Below are 25,318 nucleotides of genomic sequence, written 5' to 3'. Positions count from 1 at the left end.
GGTCAGTGCAGCAGCTGGGCGGCCTGGTCGGCCAGATCGAGCAGCGGCTGCGGGAAGATGCCCAGCACCACGGTGATCGCGGCGCACACCGCGATCGCGGCCTTGCTCAAGATGCCCGGCGCCACCACGTGCGGCGTGTCCTCGGTCGCTTCGGTGAAGAACATCGACACGATCACCCGCACGTAGAAGTACGCGGCCACCCCGCTCGCGACCACACCGACGATCACCAGCGGCGCGGCACCACCCTGGGCGGCGGCCTTGAACACGGCGAGCTTGCTGACGAATCCGCTCGTCAGGGGGATCCCGGCGAAGGCCAACAGGAACATCGAAAACATCACGCCCACAATGGGTGAGCGCTGCCCCAGTCCCGCCCAGTGCGAGAGCGTGGCGTCCTCGACGCCGTCGGCGTCGCGGATCAGGCCGACGATGGCGAACGCGCCGACGGTGCTGAAGCTGTACGCCAGCAGATAGAACAGCGTGGCGGACAGGCCCGTGTGGTTGTCGGCGATGACGCCGGTCAGGATGAATCCGACGTGGGCGACCGACGAGTAGGCCAGCATGCGTTTGACGTCGGTCTGGTTCACCGCGGTGATGGTGCCCACCGCCATCGTCAAAATGGAGATGGCCCACAGCACCGGGCGCCACTGATCGTGCAGGGGCGGCAGTGCGACGTAGATAACCCGAAGCAGCGCACCGAAAGCCGCGACCTTGGTGGCGGCCGCCATGAACCCGGTGATGGGGGTGGGCGCGCCCTGATACACGTCGGGAATCCACGAATGGAAGGGAACGGCGCCGACCTTGAACAGCAGACCGACCGCCAGCAGCGCCACACCGACCAGCGCCATCGACGTATCGCCTTGGGTGGCAAGCGCATCGCGGATGCCGGTCAACAGCAGCGTGCCGGTGGCGCCGTAGAGCAGCGCCACGCCGTAGAGGAAGAACGCCGACGAAAACGCGCCCAGCAGAAAGTACTTCATCGCGGCTTCCTGCGACAGCAGGCGGCGATGACGGGCCAGACCGCACATCAGGTACAGCGGCAACGACAACACTTCCAGCGCGACGAACATGGTCAACAGGTCGTTGGACGCGGGGAAGACCATCATGCCGCCGACCGACAGCAGCGCCAGCGGGAACAGCTCCGTCTGGGCGGCTCCGGCCCGCTCGGCCTCCCGCTCGGCATCGCTGTCGGGCACCGCCGACGCCTGCGGGGTAATGGAGTCCAGGCCGCCCGAACCGGCCGTGCCGACGCCCACGGAAACCTTGCTGTCCGCCCGGGCCTGTGTGCGTTCGGCGATGAAGATGACCGCCATCACCGCGACCAGCAGCACGGTGCCCTGCAGGTACAGCGTCGGGCGGTCAATGGCCATGGCGCCCAACACGGCGGCGCGTCCCGAGGCCGGGATCGAGCGGCTCACGGCGATGACGGCGACGAACGCCGCGACCAAGCCGCCCAGCGCGAGCGCCACCTGTGCCGCGTAGCGAATTCGCCTCGGCACGAACGCCTCTGCGAGGACGGCCACCACGGCGACGCCGAACACGATGAGCGTCGGGCACAGCAGGAAGTACTGGATGCTCGGGGTAGGGAGGGTCATCGCGGTCCTTCGGCGGTCCGGGGTAGGTCGGCCGGCCGCGGTGTTGCCACCGGGACGGTGGGCTTGGGGTCGTGCTGGCCGATAGTGGTCATGGTGTTCTCGACGGCGGGGTTGATGATGTCGAGCACCGGCTTGGGATAGATGCCGAGCACCAGCAGCAGCGCGATCAACGGTGCGACGACGATCAATTCGCGGGCGCGCAGATCGCCGATCTTCTCGTTGCCCGTGGCGACCGGGCCGGTCATCACCCGCTGGTAGAGCCACAGCATGTAGACGGCGGAGAGCACCAGCGCGGTGACCCCGAATGCGGCCGCCAGCCAGTACCGGTTGAAAGTTCCCAACAGGACAAGGAATTCGCTGATGAACGGCGCCAGACCCGGCAGTGACAGGGTGGCCATGGCCGACACCAGGAAGGTGCCCGCCAGTACGGGCGCCACCTTCTGCACGCCGCCGTAGTCGGCTATCGCGCGGCTGCCGTGCCTGGATATCAGGAACCCGGCGATCAGGAAGACCGCCGCCGTGGACAGGCCGTGGTTGAGCATGTACAGCGTCGACCCGCTCTGCCCCTGGCTGGTCATGACGAAGATGCCCAGGATGATGAATCCGAAGTGCGAGATCGAGGTGTAGGCGATCAGCCGCATGATGTCGGTCTGGCCGATGGCGACGATCGCGCCGTAGATCACCCCGATGACCGCCAGCACGACGATCAGCGGCCGGAAATACGTTGAGGCGCCGGGGAACAGCTGTAGGCAGTAACGCAGCATGCCGAAGGTGCCGACCTTGTCCATCACCGCCATCATCAGCACGGCCGTCGCCGGGGTGGCCTCGACGGCGGCGTCGGGCAGCCAGCGGTGGAACGGCCAGAGCGGGGCCTTGATCGCGAACGCGAACATGAAGCCTCCGAACAGCGCCTTGAACACCGCGGATTCCGCGCCGTAGCGGCCGGAGGCGACGCCGGCCACGATCTCGCGGAAGTCGAAGGTGCCCGAACCGTGCTGCGAGGTCACCACGTACAGCCCGATCACCGCGGCCAGCATGATCAGCCCGCCGAACAGGTTGTACAACAAGAACTTCACGGCCGCGCGCGACCTACCGACCCCACCGCCGAAGCCGCCGATCAGGAAGTACATCGGGATGAGCATGGCCTCGAAGAACACGTAGAACAGCAACACGTCGAGGGCGACGACTGAGATCAGCACCATGGATTCGATGGCCAGCGTGAGCGCGACGTACGCGTGTACACCGCGGGGGTTGCTTTCGCCAACGTCGTTCCAGCCGGCCACCTGTAGCACCGGGATCAGCACCGCGGTCAACAGCACCAGCACCACCGCGATGCCGTCGACGCCCAGGGTGTAGCCGGCGCCGAACGCCGGGATCCACTCATGGCTTTCGACGAATTGATAGGGCGCTCCACCGGATTTGAACCCGGCGGTGACGACGATCGCCACGGCCAGGGTCGCGACGCCGAAGACTAGGCCCGTCCATTTGGCGAGCTGTCGCAGGCCGGGCGGCGTGAGGATGATCAGTACGGAGCCAGCCAGCGGCACCAGCCACAGCACGCTCAACCATGGAACGTTATTCACCAGCGCCGCTCCTCGTCATCGCTTCTGGCTGCATGGTCGCGGGCCGGTTCACCACAGCCGCACCGCCAGGATCAGCGCGACCACCAGCACGGCGCCCGTCAGCATCGACAGTGCATAGTTGCGGGCGAAGCCGGTTTGCAACCCCCGCAGCCGATTTGACGTCGCACTCACCAGCGCCGCCAGCCCGTTGACCGAGCCGTCGACACCGGCGTTGTCCACGTCGACGAGCGCCTGGGTCAGTGCCGCACCGGGGCGCATGAACACCTCTTCGTTGAAGGCATCGCCGTAGAAGTCGTTGCGTACCGCCGTCGTCAGGGCCGAGACCGAGAGCGGAGCCACCCGGGGGATCGGGGCCTTCGCATACAACCGGTAGGCCACCGCGATGCCGATGACCACGACGCCCAGCGCCAGCGCGGAGCTGACCCACACCGGGTACGCGTGGGTCACTTCCTCGTGCTTTCCGACGACCGGCTCGAGCCAGCGCTGCAGGGTGCCGCCCACCGCCAGCAGTCCACCGGAGAACACCGAGCCGACGGCCAGCAGGATCATCGGCCACGTCATCAGGCCGGGCGCCTCATGCGGATGGGCGCCGGGACCCCAGCGCTTCTTGCCGAAGAACGTCATCAGCATCACGCGGGTCATGTAGAACGCGGTGACGCCGGCGCCCAGCAGCGCGGCGCCGCCCAGCAGGTAACCCTGCATGCCACCGGAGGCCAGCGCCGCCTCGATGATGGCGTCCTTGGAGAAGTAGCCCGCGAAGGGTGGCACGCCGATGATCGCGAGGTAGCCCAGGCCGAAGGTGACGAACGTGATGGGCAGCGCCGCACGCAGTCCCCCGTAGCGGCGCATGTCCTGCTCTTCGTGCATCGCGTGAATCACCGCGCCGGAGCCGAGGAACAACCCGGCCTTGAAGAAGCCGTGGGTGAGCAGGTGCATGATCGCGAAGGCGTAGCCGGCCGGGCCGAGGCCGGCCGCGAGCACCATGTAGCCGATCTGGCTCATCGTCGAGGCCGCCAACGCCCGCTTGATGTCGTCCTTGGCGCACCCGATGAACGCCCCGAGCAGCAGCGTGACCGCGCCCACGATGACCACGGCCAGTCGCGCGTCGGGTGACAGGTTGTACAGCGGGTTGGACCGCACGATCAGATACACGCCGGCGGTCACCATGGTGGCGGCGTGGATCAGCGCGGACACCGGGGTGGGGCCCTCCATGGCGTCACCCAGCCACGCCTGCAGGGGGACCTGGGCGGACTTGGCGCAGGCGCCCAGCAGCAACAGCAATCCCATGGCTGTCAGCGCACCGCGGCTGGCCCCCGGCGCGCCGGCGAAGACCCCGGCGTAGGACAGCGTGCCGAAAGTGCTGAACATCAAGAACATTCCCAGGGCCAGCCCGGCGTCGCCGACCCGGTTCATCACGAACGCCTTCTTGGCCGCGGTGGCCGCCGTCGGCTTGTGGTACCAGAACCCGATCAGCAGGTAGGACGCAAGGCCGACGCCTTCCCAGCCGACATAGAGCACCACGTAGTTGTCGGCGACGACCAGCAGCAGCATCGACGCCAGAAACAGGTTGAGGTAGCCGAAAAACCTTCGGCGGTCGGTGTCTTCGGCCATGTAGGCCACCGAATAAATGTGAATCAGTGAGCCGACGCCGGAAATCAACAGGACGAAACACACCGACAGCTGGTCGATTTGCAGCCCGAGGTCCACCTGGAGTCCGCCGACGGGGATCCAGCTGAACACCTTCTGGTGGATGACGCGGTCGTCGGCGGCGCGGCCGAGCAGCTCGCTCAGCAGGCTCAGGCCCACCCCGAATGCCGCGAGGGCGGTGGCGCAGCCCAACCAATGACCCCACCGGTCGGTGCGTCGCCCGCCGAAGAGCAGGATTGCGGCGCCCGCCAATGGCAGCGCCACCAGCAGCGGAGTGTATTGAGTCATGTTGGCGTCTTCAGCCTTTGAGTAGATTCGCGTCGTCGACGGACGCCGATTTGCGGGTACGGAAGATGGTCATGATGATGGCCAGGCCGATAACCACTTCGCAGGCGGCGACCACCATCGTGAAGAACGCGATCATCTGCCCGTCCAGGTGGCCGTGCATTCGCGCGAACGTGACGAACGCGAGATTGACCGCGTTGAGCATCAGCTCCACGCACATGAACATCACGATGGCGTTGCGGCGCAACAGCACGCCGGAGGCGCCGATGGTGAACAGCAGGGCCGAAAGATACAGGTAATTGGCCGGATTCACGACGTACCGCCTTGGGAGAGACTCGGGCTCGGCTCGGTGGACGGGGTCTTCTTGCCGTCGGCGCCGCGGCTTTGCAGTATCGGCGACACCGAAAGCTTCGAGTACGACCCGTCCGGCAGCATCGCGGCCACGTCGACCGCGTTGTGGCGGGCGTAGACGCCGGGGCTCGGCATCGGCGTGGGATGTCCACCCGGCCGGAACCGTTCCTGGGACAGCTCGCGCTGCGTCTTGCGGCGCTCGAAGCGCTCGCGGTGCGCCAGCACCATGGCGCCGACGGCCGCGGTGATCAGCAGCGCGCTGGTCAACTCGAACGCCCACAGGTACCGCGAAAAGATCAGCGCCGCCAGCCCTTCCACGTTGCCGTTGGCATTCGCAGTGGTCAGGCCGGCGAAACTGCCGGTCGCGATGTTGCCGATGGTGGCGATGAGCAGGATGCCGAACCCGATACCGGCCGCCACTCCGGCGACGCGCTGACCGCGCAGCGTCTCCTTGAGCGACTCCGCGGAATCCACACCGATGAGCATCAGTACGAATAGGAACAGCATCATCACCGCGCCGGTGTAAACCACGACTTGAACCACACCCAGGAACAGGGCGTCCTGGATCATGTAGAAGACCGCCAGGATGATCATGGTCATCGCCAAGAACATGGCCGAGTACACGGCGTTGACGGCGGTGACCACCCCGATCGCGCCGAGCACGGCCAGGACGCCCAGCACCCAGAAGGCGACCGCTTCGCCGGTGGAGGTTCGCACGATGGTGTCGTTGGCAAAACTGGACGCTACGGCGACGGCGTGGCCGGTCAATCCGCTCACCGCGAGTCTCCGGCCTGCTCGGTCTCACGCAACCCGTGGGCGGTCACATTGCCCTGGTAGTAGTCCTTGTCGGTGGCGCCGGCGGTCCTCGGGTGGGGCGGCGCGAGCATGTCCTGCAGCAGCGGCGCCAGCAGCCGGTCCTTCTCGTAGATCAGGTCGGCGCGGTTGTCGTCGGCCATCTCATAGTCGTTGGTCATCGTCAGCGCCCGTGTCGGGCAGGCCTCGATGCACAGGCCGCAGCCGATGCACCGCAGATAGTTGATCTGGTAGACCCGGCCGTAGCGTTCGCCGGGCGAATACCTGAGTTCCTCGGTGTTGTCCGCGCCCTCGACGTAGATCGCGTCGGCCGGGCAGGCCCAGGCGCACAGTTCGCACCCGATGCACTTCTCCAGGCCGTCGGGGTAGCGGTTGAGCTGGTGGCGGCCGTGATAGCGCGGCGCGACGGGGCCCGGTTTCTCCGGGTACTCCTCGGTGACATTCTTTTTGAACATCGATCCGAACGTCACGCCGAATCCGGCCACGGCGTCCAAGAATTTAGCCACGTGCTTCCTCCTTGCTCGCAGCCGCCAGGGACTTCTGGGTTTGCCCCGGCAGCGGCGGTGTCGGGAATACCGGTGCGGGGATCGCTGCGGATGGCAGTTTCTTCGCCTCGCGGCGCAGCTGTTTCTCCAGCGCGCGAATACCCGGCGCGCTGAACGGTTTTCGCAGCAACAGCACGAGCGCCGTGGCGAACACGACGCTGCTGGCCACCAGTATCGGGGTCCAGTGCGCGTAGCCCTGGTTCTGCAGCGTGCGGATCACGGCGGCGATCAGCACCCACACCAGCGAAGCGGGGATCAGCAGCTTCCAGCCCAGCCCCATGAACTGGTCGTAGCGCAGCCGGGGCAACGAGGCCCGCAGCCAGAAATAGACGAACAGGAAGGTCCACATCTTCGCGGTGAACCACAGCACCGGCCACCATCCGGCGTTGGCGCCGGCCCACATGTTCAACGGCCACGGCGCGTGCCAGCCACCGAAGAACAGGACGGTGGCCAGCGACGAGACCGTCATCATGTTGACGTACTCGGCGAGCATGAACATCGCGAACTTCAGCGACGAGTACTCGGTGTGGAAGCCGGCGACCAGTTCACCCTCGGCCTCGGGCAAATCGAAAGGCGCCCGGTTGGTTTCACCGACCATCGAGATCAGGTAGATCACGAACGACGGCAGCAGCAGGAACACGTACCAGACCCGGTCCTGCCCGGCGACGATCTGTGACGTCGACATGGAGCCCGCGTAGAGGAAGACCGCCGCGAACGACAGGCCCATCGCCACCTCGTAGGAGATGACCTGGGCGGTGGAGCGCACCCCGCCCAGCAGCGGGTAGGTGGACCCGGAAGCCCAACCGCCCAAGACGATTCCGTACACGCCGATCGCCGACAGACCGAGGATGAACAGCACCGCGACGGGCAGGTCGGTCAGCTGAAGCGGCGTGCGGTGGCCGAACACCGACACCACCGGACCGAACGGGATGAACGCGAAAGCGGTGAACGCCGGGATCGTGGAGATGACCGGCGCCGCGAAGTAGACGAACTTGTCGACCCCACCCGGGGTGATGGTCTCCTTGAGCGCCAACTTGATTCCGTCGGCCAGGCTCTGCAGCACCCCCCACGGCCCCGCCCGGTTGGGGCCGGGCCGCAGCTGCATCCAGCCCAGGATCTTGCGTTCGAGCAGGATCGCCACCAGCACGTTGAGCATGAGGAACACGAAGATCGCCAGTGCCTTGCCGAGCACCAGCCACCAGGTGTCGTGCCCGAATGCGGTCAACCCGGTCATGAGCCAACTCCGATCTTGACTGTGCTGCCGACCGATACGCCGAGTTGGCGGTGCACCGCCGAGCCGGGCGAGTTCACCGGCAGCCACACCACCCGGTCGGGCATGTCGGTGATCACCAGCGGCAGGCTGACGGACCCGTGTGACGTGCTGACCGTGACCGCGTCGCCGTCTGCGGCGCCGATCTCGGCGGCCGTGTCGGCCGACAGCCGAGCCACGGGCTTGCGCGCGGTGCCCGCCAGATGCGGCTCGCCGTCCTGCATTCGGCCGTTGTCCAGCAACGCCCGCCAGCCGGCCAATACCGCCTCACCCGCGGCGGGCTGGGCGGGCTGCGGGGCGGCGACGTCCGGGTTCGCGGTGCGCTTGCCGTCCCAGTTCCGCAGGGCGGCAAGTTCTTCGCGGGCCGTCTCGAGGCTGGACATTCCCAGATAGACGCCCATTTCGTCGGCGAGCGTGTCGAGCACCTGGTGGTCGGATTGGCTGGCGTCCTGAGTGTTGCGCAGCGCCGCTGCGAACGGCCGGAAGCGGCCCTCCCAGTTGACGAATGCGCCCGCCTTCTGCGTCGTCGGCGCGACCGGGAAGACCACGTCGGCGCGTGCGGTGACGGCGCTGTGCCGCAGCTCCAAACTGACCACGAAGTCGACGCCGTCCAGCGCCGCCAGCACCGCTGCGGGATCGGTGAAGTCGTCGGGCTCGACACCGCCGACCAGCAACGCGCCCAGCGTTCCGTCGGCGGCGGCGGCCAGCATCGCGTCCGCGTCACGTCCAGTGCCGGAGGGCAATTCGGACACGTTCCATGCCTGGGCAACCTGGGCCCGGGCGGTCTCGTCGTCGACCGGGCGGCCACCGGGTAACAGCCCCGGCAGCGCCCCGGCCTCCAGCGCGCCCCGCTCACCGGCGCGGCGCGGCACCCAGGCCAGGCGGGCGCCGGTGGTGTCGGCGAGCCGGGCAGCGGCCGACAATCCGCCCGGCACCGAGGCAAGCCGTTCGCCGACCATGATGACCGCGCCCGGGGTGGAGAGCAGGTCGCCCACCTCACCGGTGGCCAACCCGTCCAGCGCCGAAGCCTCGGCGCCCGGAACGGTTTTGATCAAGCGGCCGGACATCTTGGTCAGCGCGCGGGTGGCGAACGGCGCGATCGCGTACACCGGCAGGCCGTGCTTGCGGGCCGCCTTGCGCAACCGCAGGAACACGATGGGTGATTCGTCTTCGGGCTCGAAGCCGGCCAGCACGACGACCGGCGCCGATTCCAGTTCGGCGTAGCTGACGGTGATCGGCGTCCCGGCGATCCGGGCGGCCAGGAAGTCGGCCTCCTCGGCCGAACTCGGGCGGGCGCGGAAGTCGATATCGTTGGTATCCAGCACGATTCGCGCGAACTTGGAGTAGGCGTAGGCGTCTTCCAACGTCGCCCTGCCGCCCACCAGCACTCCCGTGCGGCCGCGCGCGGCCTCGAGGCCCTTCGTCGCGACGGCGATCGCGTGCGACCAGGAGGCTGGTTGCAGCGAGCCGTCGGCGTCGCGGATCAGGGGAGTGGTGAGCACGTCGGCCTGGGTTGCGTAGGTGAACGCCCACCGGCCCTTGTCGCAGTTCCACTCCTCGTTGACTTCGGGATCGTCGCCGGCCAGCCGGCGCAGCACCTTGCCGCGGCGGTGGTCGGTGCGCTGGGCGCACCCGGATGCGCAGTGCTCGCAGACGCTGGGACTGGAAACCAAGTCGAAGGGACGGGCCCGGAACCGGTACGAGGTTCCGGTGAGCGCGCCTACCGGGCAGATTTGCACGGTGTTGCCCGAGAAGTAGGACTCGAACGGTTCGTTGGCGTAGATGCCGACCTGCTGCAGGGCGCCCCGTTCCTGCATGTCGATGAAGATGTCGCCGGCGATCTGCTCGGAGAATCGCGTGCAGCGCGCGCACAGGATGCAGCGCTCGCGGTCCAGCAGGACCTGCGAGGAGATGTTGATCGGCTTGGCGAAGGTGCGCTTGACGTCGGTGAAACGAGAATCGGTGCGGCCGTTGGACATTGCCTGGTTCTGCAGCGGGCATTCGCCGCCCTTGTCGCACATCGGGCAGTCCAGCGGGTGGTTGATCAGCAGCAGCTCCATCACGCCGTGCTGGGCCTTGTCGGCGGCCTCCGACGTGAGCTGGGTGCGCACCACCATGTCGTCGGTGGCGGCCGTGGTGCACGACGCCATCGGCTTACGCTGCCCCTCGACCTCGACCAGACACTGCCGGCACGCGCCGACCGGCTCGAGCAGCGGGTGGTCGCAGAACCGCGGGATCTGGATGCCCATCAGTTCCGCAGCGCGGATCACCAAAGTTCCCTTGGGAACGCTGATCTCGTTGCCGTCGATGGTCAGCGTCACCATGTCCGGCGGACGGACCTCGTCACCGGTCTCGGTCTTGGCCGCACTAGTCATGAGCGCCGCTCCTCTCCCCCCGCAAGCGGGAGGGACCCCCGCATCGCTTCGTCCCCCGCAAGCGGGTGGTGCCCCCGCTGCATCGTCGCGTCGCTGGTCATCGAGCCCTAACCTTTCGCGCCGTTGCGCTCCGGCGTCAGCATGGAATCTCGGGGGTCGAAGGGGCATCCGCCGCCCTCGACGTGCGCGACGTACTCGTCGCGGAAGAACTTGATCGACGACATCACCGGGCTTGCCGCACCATCCCCCAAGGCGCAGAACGACTTTCCAAGAATGGTGTCGGAGATGTCGAGCAGCTTGCCGATGTCCTCGCTGGTGCCCTTGCCGGTCTCCAGCCGCTCGTAGATCTGGTCCAGCCAGAAGGTGCCCTCGCGGCACGGTGTGCATTTTCCGCAGGATTCGTGCTTGTAGAAGTACGTCCAGCGCCGCACGGCACGCACCACGCAGGTGGTCTCGTCGAAGATCTCCAGCGCCTTGGTGCCCAGCATCGAGCCGACCCCGCCTACGCCCTCGTAGTCCAGCGGCACGTCGAGGTGCTCGTCGGTGAGCAGCGGCGTCGACGAGCCCCCGGGTGTCCAGAACTTCAGCCGGTGTCCGGCCCGGACCCCGCCGGCGTAGGCGAGCAACTCGCGCAACGTGATTCCCAGCGGCGCCTCGTACTGGCCGGGGCGGGTGACGTGACCGGACAGCGAATACAGCGTGAAGCCTGGGGACTTCTCGCTGCCCATCGAACGGAACCAGTCCACACCGTTGCCGATGATCGACGGCACGCTCGCGATGGTCTCGACGTTGTTGATCACGGTGGGGCAGCCGTACAGGCCGGCCACGGCGGGGAACGGCGGGCGCAACCGGGGCTGGCCGCGCCGGCCCTCCAGAGAGTCCAGCAGCGCGGTCTCCTCGCCGCAGATGTAGGCGCCGGCGCCGGCGTGCACCACCAGCTCGAGATCGAAGCCGGAGCCGTTGATGTCGCGGCCCAGGTAGCCTGCGGCGTAGGCCTCGGCCACCGCGTTCTGCAGGCGGCGCAGGACCGGCAGCACCTCTCCGCGCACATAGATGAACGCGTGGCTGGCCCGGATCGCGTAGGCGGCGATGATGACGCCCTCGACGAGGACGTGCGGTGTCGCCAGCATCAGCGGAATGTCTTTGCACGTCCCGGGTTCCGACTCGTCGGCGTTGACCACCAGGTAATGCGGCTTGGCCGCCGCGCCGGTGTCGCCCTGCGGGATGAACGACCACTTCGTGCCGGTCGAGAAGCCCGCGCCGCCGCGCCCGCGTAACCCGGAGTCCTTCACCAGCCCGATCACGTCGTCGGGCGCCATCGCCAGGGCCTTCTTCATCGCCTCGTAACCACCGTGGCGGTGATAGGTCTGCAGGGTCCAGGATTCGGGATCGTCCCAGAAGCGGCTGATGACCGGCGTGAGCGGCGTCGCCTGCGAGGTATCAGAAGTCGTTGTCATTACTGGCCTTCCGGCGCGCTGGGCGCTTCCATGCCGTGTTCCTTGGCGACCTTCAGGCCGGCCAGCGTGGCGGCGCCGGCGCCACCCTGCCCCTGGTCGGGGCGCTCGTCGGGCAGCCCGGCCAGGATGCGCGACGTCTCGCGGAAGGCGCACAGGGGAGCGCCGCGGGTGGGCGGCTTGGGCTCGCCGGCGCGCAGCGAGTCGACGAGTTCGCGCGCCGAGTCCGGCGTCTGGTTGTCGAAGAACTCCCAGTTCACCATCACCACCGGTGCGTAATCGCAGGCGGCGTTGCATTCGATGTGTTGCAAGGTGACCGACCCGTCGGCGGTGGTCTCGTCGTTGCCGACGCCCAGGTGTTCTTTCAACGCATCGAAGATGGCGTCGCCACCCATGATGGCGCACAACGTGTTTGTGCAGACACCCACCAGATAATCACCGGTGGGACCGCGCCGATACATGGTGTAAAAGCTCGCCACCGCGGACACTTCCGCCCCGGTGAGGCCCAGTTGCTCACCGCAGAACTCCAGCCCCGCCGGCGTCAGGTAGGAATCCTCCGCCTGCACCAGGTGCAGCAGCGGCAACAGCGCCGACCGCTTGCTGGGGTAGCGGCCGATGATCTCCTTGGCGTTGACCTCCAGCCGGGCCCGCACCTCGGGCGGGTACGTCTTGGGCGCACCCTCGACGACGAACGCGTTGGGCTCGTCCGGCGGCGGGCCGAGCCGGAGGAAGACCGGCTGTCCCTGCGGCCCGGTCACCGGTCCACCCCGCCCATGACCGGGTCGATGCTGGCGACGGCGGTGATCAGATCGGCGACCATGCCGCCTTCGCACATCGCCGCCACCGACTGCAGATTGGTGAACGAGGGGTCTCGATAATGCACCCGGTAAGGCCGGGTGCCGCCGTCGCTGACCATGTGGACGCCCAGCTCCCCGCGCGGCGATTCGACCGCCGTGTACACCTGGCCGGCCGGCACCCTGATGCCCTCGGTGACCAGTTTGAAGTGGTGGATCAACGCCTCCATCGAGCCGCCCATGATCTTGGCGATGTGCTCCTGTGAGTTGCCCATGCCGTCGGGCCCCACCTTCAGGTCGGCCGGCCAGGCGATCTTGCGGTCCTCGACCATGATCGGGCCGGGCTTCAGCTTGTCCAGACACTGCTCGACGATCTTGATCGACTCCCACATCTCGTTGACGCGAATCATGTAGCGCCCGTAAGCATCACACGTGTCTTCGGTGATTACGTCGAATTCGTAGTTTTCATATCCGCAGTACGGTTCGCTCTTGCGCAGATCGTGCGGCAACCCGGTGGCGCGCAGGATGGGTCCGGTGATGCCCAGCGCCATGCACCCGGTCAGATCCAGGTAACCGACGCCCTGGGTGCGGGCTTTCCAGATGGCGTTCTCGTTGAGCAGACCGCTCATTTCGCGCAGCACCTGCCGGAGCCCCTTGAGGCCCTCGACGATCTCGGTTTCCGCGTTGGGCGGCAAGTCCTGCGCCACACCGCCGGGCCGGACGTAGGCGCTGTTCATCCGCAGGCCGGTGATCGATTCGAACAGGGTCAGCACGATCTCGCGTCCCCGGAAGCCGACGAACATCGGGGTCATGGCGCCCAATTCCATGCCGCCGGTGGCCAGGGCGACCAGGTGCGACGAGATCCGGTTGAGCTCCATCATCATCACCCGGATGACGTTGACCCGCTCCGGTATCTGATCGGTGATGCCGAGCAGCTTCTCCACGCCCAGGCAGTACGCCGTCTCGTTGAAAAATGGTGCGAGGTAATCCATCCGGGTCACGAACGTGACGCCTTGGGTCCAGTAGCGGTATTCGAGGTTCTTCTCGATGCCGGTGTGCAGATAGCCGATGCCGCAACGGGCGTCGGTCACCGTCTCGCCCTCGATTTCCAGGATCAGGCGCAGCACGCCGTGGGTGGACGGGTGCTGGGGACCCATGTTGACGATGATGCGTTCGCCGGGATCGGCGCCGCGGGCGGCTTCGACGACCTTGTCCCAGTCCTGGCCGCCGGCGACCACGAACCTCTCGCCGGCGCCGTCGTGCGTCGCTTCGGTGGTAGTGCTCATCAGTTGTACGCTCTCCGCTCGTCGGGCGGGGGTATTTGTGCGCCTTTGTATTCGACGGGAATGCCGCCGAGGGGGTAGTCCTTGCGCTGGGGGTGTCCGTGCCAGTCGTCGGGCATCTCGATGCGGGTCAGCGACGGGTGCCCATCGAAGATGATGCCGAAGAAGTCGTAGGTCTCCCGCTCGTGCCAGTCGGTGGTCGGATAGATCCCGAACAGCGAGGGGATGTGTGGATCACTGTCGGGCGCAGACACTTCCAGGCGGATACGGCGATTGTGCGTGATCGACTGCAGTGGGTACACGGCGTGCAGTTCGCGACCCGTCTCGTGCGGGTAGTGCACCCCGCTGACGCCCAGGCACATTTCGAAACGCAGTTGCGGGTCGTCACGCAGCCGATGAGCGACCTGCACCAACGCGTCGCGGCGGACGTGCAGGGTCAGCTCGTCGCGGTACACCACGACTTTTTCGATGGCCTCGGTGAATTCGACGTCGTCCCGGTTCAGCGCCGCGGCCAGGCCGTCGACCACCTCGTCGAAATAGCCGCCGTAGGGCCGCGGGCTGCTGCCCGGCAGCAGGACCTCGCGCACCAGCCGTCCGTAACCGGACGTGTCACCCGTGCCCTTGGCGCCGAACATGCCGCGGCGCACGTCGATTACCTCTTCGTCGGCGCGGCTGATTGCTTCCTGGGGATCTTGGTCCGGTGTGCTCATCGCAGCAGTCCGCGCATCTCGATCGTGGGCCGGGCCGACAAGGCCGCCTGCTCGGCCTCGGCGATAGCGGTCTCCCGGTTGACGCCCAGCGGCATCTCCTGAATCTTCTCGTGCAGCTTCAGGATTGCGTACAACAGCATCTCCGGCCGCGGCGGGCAGCCGGGCAGGTAGATGTCCACCGGGACCACGTGGTCGACGCCCTGCACCACCGCGTAGTTGTTGAACATTCCGCCGGATGATGCGCAGACGCCCATGGCCAGCACCCATTTCGGTTCGGCCATCTGGTCATAGATCTGCCGCAGCACGGGGGCCATCTTCTGGCTGACCCGCCCGGCGACGATCATCAGATCGGCCTGCCGCGGGGTGGCCGAGAAGCGCTCCATGCCGAACCGGGCGATGTCGAATCTTGGCCCGGCCGTTGCCATCATCTCGATGGCGCAGCAGGCCAACCCGAATGTCGCCGGCCACAGTGAGTTCTTGCGGACGTAGCCCGCGACCTTCTCGACCGTGGACAGCAGAATCCCGCCGGGCAGCTGTTCCTCAAGACCCACGTCTTACCTCAATCCCACGTCAGGCCGCCGCGGCGCCACACGTAGGCGTAGGCCACGAAAACCGTCAGCATGAAAATGACCATTTCGACCAGAGCGAAGGTGCCCAGCGCGTCGTAGCTGACCGCCCACGGGTACAGGAACACGATTTCGATGTCGAAGACGATGAAGAGCATCGCGGTGAGGTAGTACTTCACCGGAAAGCGCTGCCCGGCCGTCGCATGCGGGCCGCTCACCGAGGTCTCGGTGGGTTCGATTCCGCACTCGTAGGCCGACATCTTCGACTTGTTGAAACGTGACGGGCCGGCCAGGCTCGCGATCGCCACCGAGCCCACGGCGAAGGCGGTGGCGATGGCGCCTAGCACCAGGATGGGTATGTAGACGTTCAACTCGCTCCATGATCCGTCGTACGAGCCGCCTGCAGCGGCCAGGCGGTAACCGGGCTGCTGTGACGAACTGGGTCGCAAGCCCGCCACAGTGATTTACAACATAGCGTCGCGGCGCGCGGCGTGCTTGCCCGGGGTGGGCGTTGGGCGGGATCGGCGGCGCCATGCAGCGCTGTGCTGCGCAAACTCGATAGGCGGTGAAAGCAACGCCCGTCGCCGGACGTGATCCGCCGCGTCGGCTACGCGGGCAGCACCAGCAAAGGCGCTGCTGTGCAGATCGGTGCGGCGGTAGAGATCAACGGCGTCGCCAGGGCCGACAGCCCCTCATCCGATGTCCCGCTAGGAGTGGTCGCAGCAAAGTGCGATGAGTCAGCGAACGGGTGCCCGGAGCAGGTTGAGCACCGTGCGCCCCAGCACGATGGGGTCAATGGGGTGCGGCACCGCGCCCTCGGCGCGCGACCAGGCGGCCAGCCAGGCATCGTCGGGCCGCCCCGTCAAGACGACCAGGGGCGGGCAGTTCTCGAGTTCGTCTTTGAGCTGCTTTGCGATTCCCATTCCACCGGTCGGGGTGGCCTCGCCGTCCAGGATGGCCAAGTCGATGCCGCCCTTGTCCATCGTCGCCACCACCATGGGCCCGGTTGCCACCTCGACATAGCTCAGTTCGGGCAGATCGGGATGCAGCTGCTTGCCCAGCGCCCGCATCACCCGCTCGCGGGTTTGGACGTTGCTGCTGTAGACGAGGATCCGCAGGGCGACGCTGGATTGGGGGGTGGAGTCGGGCACGGTGCAGATGCTACTGGTGTCGACCCGCGTGAAGCGGGGTGCCCGCGGAAATCCTCATTGCGATACCCGCACGAAGTGGGCGTCCGCGGCGACCGTCGCCGTGGAGCTCATCATGCCGAGCCGGTTCCAACCCAGGTTGAACCGGTCGCGATCGAGCTTGGTCTCGCCGGTGATTCGGATCGAGCCGTCCTCGAGCTCAAAGATCGTGACCGGCAGCGTTACCTCCTCGGTGACGCCTTTGATGGTGAAGGTGGTCCGCAGGTCGGCGGCCTTGCCTTTCGTCGGGTGCACCGCTGTCACGACGACGCTGATCTCCCCGAAGCGGTCGACGTCGAAGAAGTCGGCCGAGCGCAGGTGCGTGTCGCGACGCCCGATGCCGGTGTCCAGCGAGGCGGCCCGAATGTCGACGCGGCCGAAAACCGCTCCCGTGCCGGTCAGTTGGCCGTCGCCGGTGAAGTCGGTGAAGCGGCCCTTGACGTTCAGCAGGCCCCACATGTTGTGGATCTTGAACGTGATGGCCGAGCGATCCCGAACCAGGTTCCACGCGCCGGCCATGTCGGGATCGTGAAGCAGTGTCTCCAAAGTCGTCATCGTCACCCCCAATGCGTCGTGGCGAATCTAGCGCTAGTTGAGCAACGGCGCGATCCCTGCGGGATCGAAATATTCTTCGATGCGCTCGATCAGGCCGTCGGTATCCACCCTGATCACGATGCAGACCCGCAGCGAGATCGACTGTCCGGCATGCCCGGTGGCGTGCAAGATGTGCTGCTGGACGAAGCCCCGCACGGCGCCGTCGTCGAAAAACTGCCGGTCGAGGATTTCGTAGCGGCGCTGCGTGGTCGCGCCGACGAACCAATCGATGACCCGCATCGCACGAGCCTTGTCGTCTGTGGTGACTGGGTCGCGGCGCGAGTCGGAGCGCCACACCGCGATGTCCTTGCTCCACATCGCGTCGACCGCGGCGGTGTCGCTGCGTTCGATCGCGGCGAACAGGCGGTTGGCCGTCTCGATGACCGTCGCGGTGCCGGAAGCGGACATGTCGGGCTCCTCTCTCGATCGCCGGGCTACTCGGTGTCGTATCCCGGATGGGCGACGGCCAATCGGCGTCGTACCAGGGTGCGCAGGCAGGCGGTGACCTGGTCCGCCTGCCCGTCCAGCTCGCCCGACCGTATCGCGGCGGCCAGCTGTTCCTCGTCGGCGAAGCCCAGGCCGGCCAGCGCCGCGCGGGACTCCGCGTCACTGTCGTCGAGCAGTTCCCGTTCGACGATGCGCAGCGCATTGGCGGCGACGCGGGCGTGGAAGTTGACCTGTCCTTCGGTCGCCCCACGCACGTCGCTTTCCAGGAATTCGGCGACCGCGGCGACGAGTTCGACGGCCAACGGGCGGCCGTACGCGCCGGTCACGGCCGCGCCCGGCCCCGATTGCCCGCCTCCTCCTCGCGCCGCGGCGCGGCGCGCATCGTCGGCGGGCGCGAGCAGGTTGAGCAGGTCCCACTCGGTTTCGCAGACTCGACGCCCGATGGTGGCCAACTCGACCGAGCGGTGCTGCCCGCTCAGGTGCCGTTCGGCCTGGAAGCGGCAGATGACGCCCCAGCGCAAGGTGGCCAGCACGAGCCACCAGTGAAACGCCACCCGGTCGACGGTAGTCCCGCTGGCCTGCTCGTAGGCCCGCACGAAACTTTCGATGCTGCCCAGGCCGCCGGCGCCGAGACCGGCCGGGGCGCCGAATCGCCAGGCCCGGATGCAGAACCAGGCCAGGTCTTCGTACGCCTGCCCGACGTGCACGAGTTCCCAGTCCAGCACCGCCGCAAGGTCAGCCCCGTCCACGATGAGGTTGCCCATCCGAAAATCGCCGTGCACCAACACCGCCGGCGACGGTGGCGGACGGTGGGCGGCCAGCCAACGAAACCCCCATTCGAAGGTTGCGGTGGTGTCACCCATCTCATCGAGACGCTGCCGCCACTCGGCGAGCTGGTCCTCGTGGGTCAGGTCCGGAACGTCCGGGTCGGCGCGGTGGATGGCGGCCACGGCCTGCGCGCACTGCTGCAGCAATCGCATGCGCTTGTCGTCGTCGAGCTGGCGCTGGATGCGCGGCACGATGGTCTCGCCCTTGATCTCGTCACAGATCAGAAACGGATTGCCCAGCGCGGCAGGGGAATTGTCGGCGATCAACACGTGGGGGACGGGCGCGCCCGCGGCGCACGCGGCGGCCTGCGTCCTGGCTTCCAACTCCATGCCGGCATGCACGTCGTCGGGTGGGCCGGTGCGCAGGATCAGCGCACGACGCTGCGCGCCCGTCACGGCCTCGAACGCCCAGGTCGTCCTGCTGGCGCCACCGGTCAACGCGCGCAGGTTCTCCACCGCGGTGTCGGCGCCGAGGGCCGCCGTGAGCACCCCGGCCAGCTTGGTGCCCAGCTCCGCCGGCTCCACGCTGTCCATCACTTCGTGCCGAATTTGAACAGCCGCTGCGCCACCCGGCGGATCTGAATTTCCTCGGCGCCCTCGGTGATGCGATAGCGACGGTGGTGGCGGTAGATGTGTTCGAACGGCTCGTGGCGGCTGTAACCGAGGCCGCCGAAGATCTGCATGGCGCGGTCGGCGGCGTCGCACACCAGCCGGTTGGCGCGGTAGTTCGCCATCGACACCTTGTCCGAGACCTCCATATGGTGGTCGCGATCGAGATGCCAGGCGGCGTAATGCACCAGCAGCCGCACCATCTGCGCTTCGGTGGCCAACTCGGCCAGCGGCCACTGGACGGCCTGGTTGACCGACAGCGGCTTGCCGAACACCGTTCGGGTGCCGGCGTATTCGGCGGCACGGTCGATGCAGTACTGCGCCGCGCCCAGGCTGCTGGCGGCTTGCCGAATTCGATTCTCGTGCAGGAACGTTTGCGCGACTTCCAGCCCGCGGTCCACCTCGCCGAGCACCGCATCGGCGGGAATCCGCACATCGGTGAGCTCGACCTCGCCGTGGTCGGTCGGCATGTTGAACGTCCACCAGTAGTAGGGCACGGTGAACCCGGGCGTGTCTGTCGGCACCAGGAACGCGGTGATGCCCCGCGCGCTGCCGGGCTCCCCGGAGGTGCGGGCGAAGACCAGATCGTGGGTCGCGCGGTGCACGCCCGTGTTGAACCGCTTGGAGCCGTTGATCACCCAGCTGTCGCCGTCGCGTTCGGCGTGCGTTTCCAGCCAGGTGGCATCCGATCCGTGCTTGGGCTCGGTCAGCCCGAAAGCCATGGACCGTTCCCCGGTGATCAACGCCTCCGACCACACCTTGCGCTGTTCCTCGGTGCCGAACCGTTCCATCATGATCACCTGCGGAAAGTTGCCGACGATCGACGACTATTTCTGCAGGTCGTTGTGCAGGCCAAGGCCCTTGTGCGCCAAGTGCTCCCGGATGACGGCCATGTCGACGTTGCTGCCGTCGCGACCGCCCAGCGATGCCGGCAGTCCGTAGCGCAGCCAGCCCGCCTTGTCGGCGCGGCGGCGCATCTCGGAGAGCAGGTCCTCCCACTCGCGCGTCGGGATTCCGTCGTTGTCCCAATCGGTGCGTGCGTGTTCGCGGCGCTGGTCGAAGTACTGGATGTTTTCCCGTTCCAGCGGCTTGATCTCGGTCTCGATGAACTCGTCCATCTCGGCGAGCACGCCCGGCAGGTGTTCTGGCAGGGTGAAATCCACGGTTATCTCCTCGCGATTCTCGCGTTACGCGCCATAGAGAGTCTTCTTCCACACCGTCGACAGCGTCGCGATGGCATCCTCGTCGCTGATCTGGATTCCGAGACCCGACTGCCCGACGAAGACGGTGGTGAAGTTCTCGAACAGCAGCGCGATGGCCGCCGCCGTGTGCTGCGGGTTGAGCTCGGCGCCGTAACCCTGCTCCTGCGCGCGCCGAACCGATGCCGCCACGATGTCCATGCCGAAGCGGCGAAACTCGTTCTGCACGGCGGCAAACCGCTGTTGGGTGGCGGCCAGCTGGGCCACGGCGATCATGATCCCGATGTTCTGCTTGAACATGTTCCAGTAGCCGGTGACCACCGAGGCGAAGAAGGCGTCGTCGTCCGGAGAGTCCGGAAGGTGAACGCTCAGCCCCGACGGCGTCACCACCTCGTGCAGGAATGACTCCGCGAGACCGGCAAGCAGGTCCTCCTTGTCGGTGAAGTATCGGTAGAACACCGCCGGCGATTTCCCCGCGGCCGACGTGATGTCGGCCAGGGTGGTGCCGTGAAAACCCCGTTCGGCAAACAATTTCCGGGCGGCCTGTTCGATGGCCTGCCTGGTTTGGCGACCTTTGGCGGTCAGCTCGCGGGCTGCCTCCGGGGCTGACATCTAGTCTCGAATCCGGTCGCCGGCGCGCAACAGGGCGCTCGGCAGGTCGTGGCCGACCAGCGATCTCGCCACATCGGCGGCGGCGATGGCGGCCTGCAGGTCGATGTCGACGTCGATGCCGCTGTCGCCCAACAGGTACACCAGATCCTCGGTGGCGATGTTGCCGGTCGCACCCGGGGCGAAGGGGCAGCCACCCAGCCCGCCCACCGAGGCGTCCAGCCGGGTCACACCGGAGCTGACCGCGGCATAGGCGCTGGCCAGTCCGGAGCCGCGGGTGTTGTGGAAATGCCCGCCCAGGGGGAGATCGCCGATCACCGGAAGTAATTGCGCGATAAGCGAACTCACCCGACCCGGGGTGACGGTGCCGATGGTGTCGGCGATGGACAGGCGGTCGGCGCCACGCTCGCGGGCGGCCGCCGCTATCTCGAGCACCCGCTGGGGCGGGGTGGGACCTTCGAAGGGTGAATCCCAGGCAGTGGCGATCACGACTTCGACAGTGACGTTGCTGTCGTGCGCGATCGCGACGATCTCGTCGATCGCCGCGGTGGCCTCGGCGCTGGTGCGTCCGACGTTGGCCTTGCTGAAGGTGTCATCGGCGGCGACCACATACTCGACGGAGCGCAAGCCCGCGGCGACGGCCCGCTTGGCGCCGTTGGGACTGGCCACCAGGGCCGAGAATTCGATGTCGGGGTAGTCGTGCAGATGTGTGGCCAGTTCGGCGGCGTCGGCCATCGACGGCACCTTCGTCGGGGAGACGAACGCGGTGACCTCGACCTCGCGGACCCCGGTGGCCGCCACCGCGGCCAGCAGTTCCAGCTTGGCCGACAACGGGATTGGCCTTTCGATCTGCAGACCGTCGCGCAGCGCCACCTCGCGAATGTCGACGTGTGTCACAGCACCTCCTCCGAGCGCAGCTTCTCGAGCTCCTCGGCCGTCATGCCCAGCAGCCCGGTGAAGACCTCGTCGTTGTGCTGGCCCGGTCGCGCGGGGCCGGCGTTGCGCAGGCGGCCCGGCGATTCCGAGAGCACCGGCACGATGCCCGGGCCCAGCACGTTGCGCTGCAGCCGCTCGTCGTAGTGCTCGATCAGCATGTCGCGGGCGCGCAGCTGCGGGTCGTTGACCACCTCGGCGACGGTGTTGATCGGGCCGGCGATCACCCCTGCGGCGGAAAGGGTTTCGATGATGTCACCGGGCTGGCGTTCGGCCGCCCAGCTGCCGATGATGTGGTCGAGTTCGTCCTGGTTGCGGCCGCGCGCCCCGTGTGTGGCGAATCGCTCGTCGGTGGCCAGCTCCGGACGGCCCATCGCCTTGCACAGCCGCGCGAACACGGTGTCCTGGTTGGCGGCGATCACCACCCACGAGCCGTCGGCGCTGCGGTAGATGTTCGAGGGCGCGATGCCGTCGAGCCGGGTGCCCGACGGTCCGCGCACCACACCGCCGACGTCGTAGTCGGGAATGGTGGATTCCTGGACGGCCAAACATGATTCGGTCAAGGCGACGTCGACCACCTGGCCGCGTCCTGTGACGCTGCGTCGATACAGCGCGGCCAGCGCGCCCTGCGCGCCGAACATCCCCGCCAGGCTGTCACCGAGCGAGAGCGCCAGCCGCGGCGGCGGCCCGCCGGGGAAACCGTTGAGGTGCCGCAGTCCGCTGGCCGCTTCGGCGACCGAGGCGTAGCCGGCCTTGGCGGCGTCGGGTCCGGTCTGCCCGTAGCCGGACACCCGCACCAGGATGATGCCCGGATTGCGTTCGCTCAGCACCTCGTAGCCCAGGTTCCATTTTTCCAGGGTGCCCGGTCGGAAGTTTTCCACCACGATGTCGGACTTTTCGACGAGGTCGCAGAACAGCTCCCGGCCACGGGGGTGGCGCAGGTCCAGGGTGATCGCCTTCTTGTTGCGCGCGTGCACCGTCCAGAAGACGTGTTGGCCGTCGAGTTCGGCCTGGCCCCAGGTGCGCAGCGGGTCCGGGGCGTTGGGCAGTTCCACCTTGATCACGTCGGCGCCCAGGTCGCCGAGCAGCCGGCCGGCGAAGGGGCCGGCGATCAGGGTGCCCAGCTCGAGCACCCGAATGCCGTCCAGGGGCCCGGTCACCGTCATCCGGCGCTCGCGAAGTCGTGCCGCACCAGCCAGTCGGTGACGATGGTGACCGCGGCCCGCAGCGCGTCGCGCTGGTCGGGCCCGGCGTAATAGTGTGTGGCACCGGGGATTTCGTGCATTTCCTTGTCCTCGTGTCCGATCGCCTGGAACAGCCGCCGGGTGTGGCTGGGCGTACAGGCGTCATCGGCAAGATTACCGATCACCAGCGCCGGGATCGCGATGTCGGGCCCGCAGGCCACCGCGTCGCCGCGCGCGTCGTCATAGCTCCACTGCGACAGCCAGCCGCGCAGGGTGGAGAACCGGGCCAGCCCGACGGGGCTCATGTTCACCACCTGAGGATCCCCCAGGTAGCAGGTGCCCGGGGCCCGTTCGTTGGCATCGACGGCCGGGTCCAGCCAGCGCGGGTCGGCCATGGTGCCGTGCACGACGAAGCAGAACTCGGCAACATCGGCGTCGGGGCGCCCCGACGCTTTCAGCTCGGCCAGCTTGTCCTTGACCCATGCGGTGATGCGGCGGTTGCGGTCGATTTGCGCCTGCCGGTAGCGATCCAGGAATTCTTGGCTGTAGGGCGGCTGATTGGGGTTGTCGGGGTTGTACAGGTCCAGCTCGGGATCGCGCTTGGTGGGGTCGGATTCGTCGAGGATCGACGCGTCCAGCCATTCGGTCAGCGTGCCGTGCCGGCTGATGTGCGCCGCGAGCAGCATGATGCCGTCGGCGGCGGGCAGGTCGAGCTTGGTCAGGTCGGGGCCGTCACCGGTCGGGCTGGACGTGATGGTCGGATTCTGCGCCTGCTGCTGGTAGAACACCGACAGCGAGCCGCCGCCGCTCCATCCGGCCAGCACCACCTTGGAGTAGCCCAGTCGCTTTTTGGCGTCCTTGATGCACTCGCCGAGATCCTCGACCACCTTCTCCATCAGCAGCGCCGAGTCGGTGCCACGGAAGCGGCTGTTGCAGTAGATGACGTGGTGGCCGGCTCGGGCCAGCGCATTGATCATCGGTAGGTAGGCGCCGCCACCGATCGGATGCATGAACACCAGCACCGTGTCCGACGGCTTGTCCTTCGGCTTGAGTAGATAGCTCTCCAGCACGGTGATCTCGGCCAGGCCGCCGTAGACGTCGCGTACCCCGGAATTGTTCTGGAACGCAACGAGATAGGGGATCCGGTCGTACTCGTGTTTCATCAATGTTGTCCTAGGTCATGGGCCAGTACTTCGGCCGACGGGGTCAGCCGGCGGCGGGTGTCGATGGCGATCACCTGCCAGTCGACGCGGGAGTAGTCGTCGAATTTGCGCCGCGCGCGTTCCCGGGCCTTTTCCGGCGCGCCGTGGTGAACGCCTTGTGGCGCATGCGAAATCAAGCCCGGCGGCATCGGGATGCCATACAGCGAGCCGCCGTGGAAGAAGGCGATCTCGTCGTAGTCGACGTTGCGGTGATACCACGGGGTGCGTTCGGTGCCCGGGATCCCTTCGGCGGGCTTGGGCAGGAAGTTCATCACGTAGACGCCGGTGGCCTGCATGAACAGGTGCACGGTCGGGGGGAGGTGGACGCTGTCGGAGGTGACCACGTTGTAGTCGGCGATGTTGAAGGTGAACGCGAAGTTGTCCCCACGCCAGCCCTCGACGTCGAGCGGATTGTGTTGGTAGAACAGCGTTGTCGGGCCGCCCTGGTGGATCAACCGGACCTCGAATTCGCCGCCGGTTGCGCCCTCGTCGGCCGGCGCCGGCTCGGGGATGACGACCTGTGACGGGTCGAACGGGAAGTGTCGGCCCAGCGCTCCGGGCGGTGGCACCCTGAACTCGTCGGTGGCCTCGATCATCAGCATCGTGGTCGCGCTGTCGGGGAGCTGGCGCCAGGTGCACGCCTTCGGGATGTAGAGCCAGTCGCCCTCCCGATAGCGCAGCGGCCCGAACTCGGTCTCGACCAGGCCGCTGCCCTCGTGGACGAAGCACAGCAGGTCCCCGTCGACATGGCGGACGAAGAACGGCATCGGCTCGAGGCGTCGGCTCAACAGGATTCGGCAGTCGTCGTTGCTGAACATCAGCAGCGGCCCACCGTCGGCGTCGGTGGCATCGCTGGGCTTGAGCTCGCTGGACAGCACGTCGATGGGCCGCAGCGGGCCGACCGACCGGTAGGCGGTGGGGTCGTGGCGCCGGTAGAGATTGGCGGTGCGGCCGGTGAATCCGCCCCGGCCCAACTCGTCGTCCTTGAGGCCCTCGAGGTCGGCGTGCAGGCGGCGCGGTGTTCTGCCTTTGCGTAGGTGGACAAAGGATTCCATGGACGGCTCCTCCGACGGGCGACCAGCGGGCTGGCGATCAGGACCGGAAAACTGAAAGTGACATTACTTTCTCTTTTTGCGCGGCACAAGGGCCCCGGTATTCACCGAGACTTAAACCGTTGCGGCCCGCGGCGGCTTGAGTCCAAGGGATGGATGCAACACCTTTCCCGTAGGAGTGTTGCATGCAAGGCTCACTGCCACCGT

The 25,318-nt window shown here is 67.2% G+C and carries 23 protein-coding genes and 1 pseudogene; all 24 read right to left on the bottom strand.

Features of this window, described 5'->3' with window-relative positions:
- Positions 1–2 precede the first annotated feature (2 nt).
- The 24 genes and pseudogenes from nuoN to DQP57_RS19765 all read right to left on the bottom strand — a co-directional run bounded on the left by nuoN (position 3) and on the right by DQP57_RS19765 (position 25,114).
- The gene (gene nuoN, locus DQP57_RS19880; RefSeq protein WP_112634431.1) at positions 3–1,592 is read right to left on the bottom strand and encodes an NADH-quinone oxidoreductase subunit NuoN; all 1,590 of its coding nucleotides are present in this window, start codon (positions 1,590–1,592) and stop codon (positions 3–5) included.
- Complete coding sequence (locus DQP57_RS19875) at positions 1,589–3,175, bottom strand: NADH-quinone oxidoreductase subunit M (protein WP_165821852.1); 1,587 nt, start codon at positions 3,173–3,175, stop codon at positions 1,589–1,591. Before DQP57_RS19875 ends, nuoN begins: the two co-directional genes overlap by 4 nt.
- Before the next feature lie 48 nt (positions 3,176–3,223).
- A complete protein-coding gene (nuoL, locus tag DQP57_RS19870; RefSeq protein ID WP_112634429.1) occupies positions 3,224–5,110 on the bottom strand; it encodes an NADH-quinone oxidoreductase subunit L in 1,887 nt (628 codons plus the stop codon).
- Positions 5,111–5,120: 10 nt separating this feature from the next.
- Positions 5,121–5,420 carry an NADH-quinone oxidoreductase subunit NuoK gene (gene nuoK, locus DQP57_RS19865; protein ID WP_007772892.1) on the bottom strand — a complete coding sequence of 100 codons (300 nt, stop codon included), beginning with the start codon at positions 5,418–5,420 and terminating at the stop codon, positions 5,121–5,123.
- On the bottom strand, positions 5,417–6,235 hold the full coding sequence (locus DQP57_RS19860; RefSeq protein ID WP_112634428.1) for an NADH-quinone oxidoreductase subunit J: 819 nt from the start codon (positions 6,233–6,235) through the stop codon (positions 5,417–5,419). The genes nuoK and DQP57_RS19860 overlap by 4 nt, the downstream gene beginning before the upstream one ends.
- Positions 6,232–6,777: an NADH-quinone oxidoreductase subunit NuoI gene (gene nuoI / locus DQP57_RS19855; RefSeq protein WP_112634427.1), complete on the bottom strand. Its 546-nt coding sequence runs from the start codon at positions 6,775–6,777 to the stop codon at positions 6,232–6,234. The genes DQP57_RS19860 and nuoI overlap by 4 nt, the downstream gene beginning before the upstream one ends.
- Positions 6,770–8,041, bottom strand: a complete 1,272-nt coding sequence (nuoH, locus tag DQP57_RS19850; RefSeq protein WP_165821853.1) for an NADH-quinone oxidoreductase subunit NuoH — start codon at positions 8,039–8,041, stop codon at positions 6,770–6,772. Before nuoH ends, nuoI begins: the two co-directional genes overlap by 8 nt.
- Before the next feature lie 5 nt (positions 8,042–8,046).
- Positions 8,047–10,461, bottom strand: coding sequence for an NADH-quinone oxidoreductase subunit G (locus DQP57_RS19845; protein WP_112634425.1), 2,415 nt, complete (start codon positions 10,459–10,461; stop codon positions 8,047–8,049).
- A gap of 107 nt (positions 10,462–10,568) precedes the next feature.
- Positions 10,569–11,918, bottom strand: a complete 1,350-nt coding sequence (gene nuoF / locus DQP57_RS19840) for an NADH-quinone oxidoreductase subunit NuoF (RefSeq protein ID WP_112634424.1) — start codon at positions 11,916–11,918, stop codon at positions 10,569–10,571.
- Entirely contained in the window at positions 11,918–12,673 is a 756-nt protein-coding gene (gene nuoE / locus DQP57_RS19835) for an NADH-quinone oxidoreductase subunit NuoE (RefSeq protein WP_112634423.1), read from the bottom strand. Before nuoE ends, nuoF begins: the two co-directional genes overlap by 1 nt.
- Entirely contained in the window at positions 12,670–13,995 is a 1,326-nt protein-coding gene (gene nuoD, locus DQP57_RS19830; protein ID WP_112634422.1) for an NADH dehydrogenase (quinone) subunit D, read from the bottom strand. Before nuoD ends, nuoE begins: the two co-directional genes overlap by 4 nt.
- Positions 13,995–14,702 (bottom strand): NADH-quinone oxidoreductase subunit C, encoded by a 708-nt coding sequence (locus DQP57_RS19825; RefSeq protein ID WP_112634421.1) that lies wholly within the window; start codon positions 14,700–14,702, stop codon positions 13,995–13,997. The genes nuoD and DQP57_RS19825 overlap by 1 nt, the downstream gene beginning before the upstream one ends.
- Positions 14,699–15,253, bottom strand: coding sequence for a NuoB/complex I 20 kDa subunit family protein (locus DQP57_RS19820; protein ID WP_007772881.1), 555 nt, complete (start codon positions 15,251–15,253; stop codon positions 14,699–14,701). Before DQP57_RS19820 ends, DQP57_RS19825 begins: the two co-directional genes overlap by 4 nt.
- 8 nt (positions 15,254–15,261) lie before the next feature.
- Positions 15,262–15,639 carry an NADH-quinone oxidoreductase subunit A gene (locus DQP57_RS19815; RefSeq protein WP_007772880.1) on the bottom strand — a complete coding sequence of 126 codons (378 nt, stop codon included), beginning with the start codon at positions 15,637–15,639 and terminating at the stop codon, positions 15,262–15,264.
- A gap of 366 nt (positions 15,640–16,005) precedes the next feature.
- A complete protein-coding gene (locus DQP57_RS19810) occupies positions 16,006–16,419 on the bottom strand; it encodes a response regulator (protein ID WP_112634420.1) in 414 nt (137 codons plus the stop codon).
- 54 nt (positions 16,420–16,473) lie between these two features.
- Entirely contained in the window at positions 16,474–17,010 is a 537-nt protein-coding gene (locus DQP57_RS19805; protein ID WP_112634438.1) for a YceI family protein, read from the bottom strand.
- Between the two features lie 33 nt (positions 17,011–17,043).
- Positions 17,044–17,457, bottom strand: a complete 414-nt coding sequence (locus DQP57_RS19800) for a nuclear transport factor 2 family protein (protein ID WP_112634419.1) — start codon at positions 17,455–17,457, stop codon at positions 17,044–17,046.
- A 26-nt stretch (positions 17,458–17,483) separates the two neighbouring features.
- Positions 17,484–18,857, bottom strand: a complete 1,374-nt coding sequence (locus tag DQP57_RS19795; RefSeq protein ID WP_112634418.1) for a phosphotransferase family protein — start codon at positions 18,855–18,857, stop codon at positions 17,484–17,486.
- Positions 18,857–20,095: pseudogene (locus tag DQP57_RS19790) on the bottom strand (acyl-CoA dehydrogenase family protein). The gene DQP57_RS19795 and the pseudogene DQP57_RS19790 overlap by 1 nt, the downstream one beginning before the upstream one ends.
- Positions 20,096–20,119: 24 nt before the next feature.
- Complete coding sequence (locus DQP57_RS19785; RefSeq protein ID WP_112634417.1) at positions 20,120–20,743, bottom strand: TetR/AcrR family transcriptional regulator; 624 nt, start codon at positions 20,741–20,743, stop codon at positions 20,120–20,122.
- On the bottom strand, positions 20,744–21,637 hold the full coding sequence (locus DQP57_RS19780) for a hydroxymethylglutaryl-CoA lyase (RefSeq protein WP_112634416.1): 894 nt from the start codon (positions 21,635–21,637) through the stop codon (positions 20,744–20,746).
- Complete coding sequence (locus DQP57_RS19775; protein WP_112634415.1) at positions 21,634–22,839, bottom strand: CaiB/BaiF CoA transferase family protein; 1,206 nt, start codon at positions 22,837–22,839, stop codon at positions 21,634–21,636. Before DQP57_RS19775 ends, DQP57_RS19780 begins: the two co-directional genes overlap by 4 nt.
- Positions 22,836–24,020 carry an alpha/beta hydrolase family protein gene (locus tag DQP57_RS19770; protein ID WP_112634414.1) on the bottom strand — a complete coding sequence of 395 codons (1,185 nt, stop codon included), beginning with the start codon at positions 24,018–24,020 and terminating at the stop codon, positions 22,836–22,838. The genes DQP57_RS19775 and DQP57_RS19770 overlap by 4 nt, the downstream gene beginning before the upstream one ends.
- Positions 24,020–25,114 carry a homogentisate 1,2-dioxygenase gene (locus DQP57_RS19765; protein ID WP_112634413.1) on the bottom strand — a complete coding sequence of 365 codons (1,095 nt, stop codon included), beginning with the start codon at positions 25,112–25,114 and terminating at the stop codon, positions 24,020–24,022. Before DQP57_RS19765 ends, DQP57_RS19770 begins: the two co-directional genes overlap by 1 nt.
- Positions 25,115–25,318: the final 204 nt, after the last annotated feature.

This window comes from Mycobacterium colombiense, from assembly GCF_003284935.1.
GTDB lineage: Bacteria > Actinomycetota > Actinomycetes > Mycobacteriales > Mycobacteriaceae > Mycobacterium > Mycobacterium arosiense_A.
This window is presented reverse-complemented; position numbering and strand designations above follow the sequence as displayed.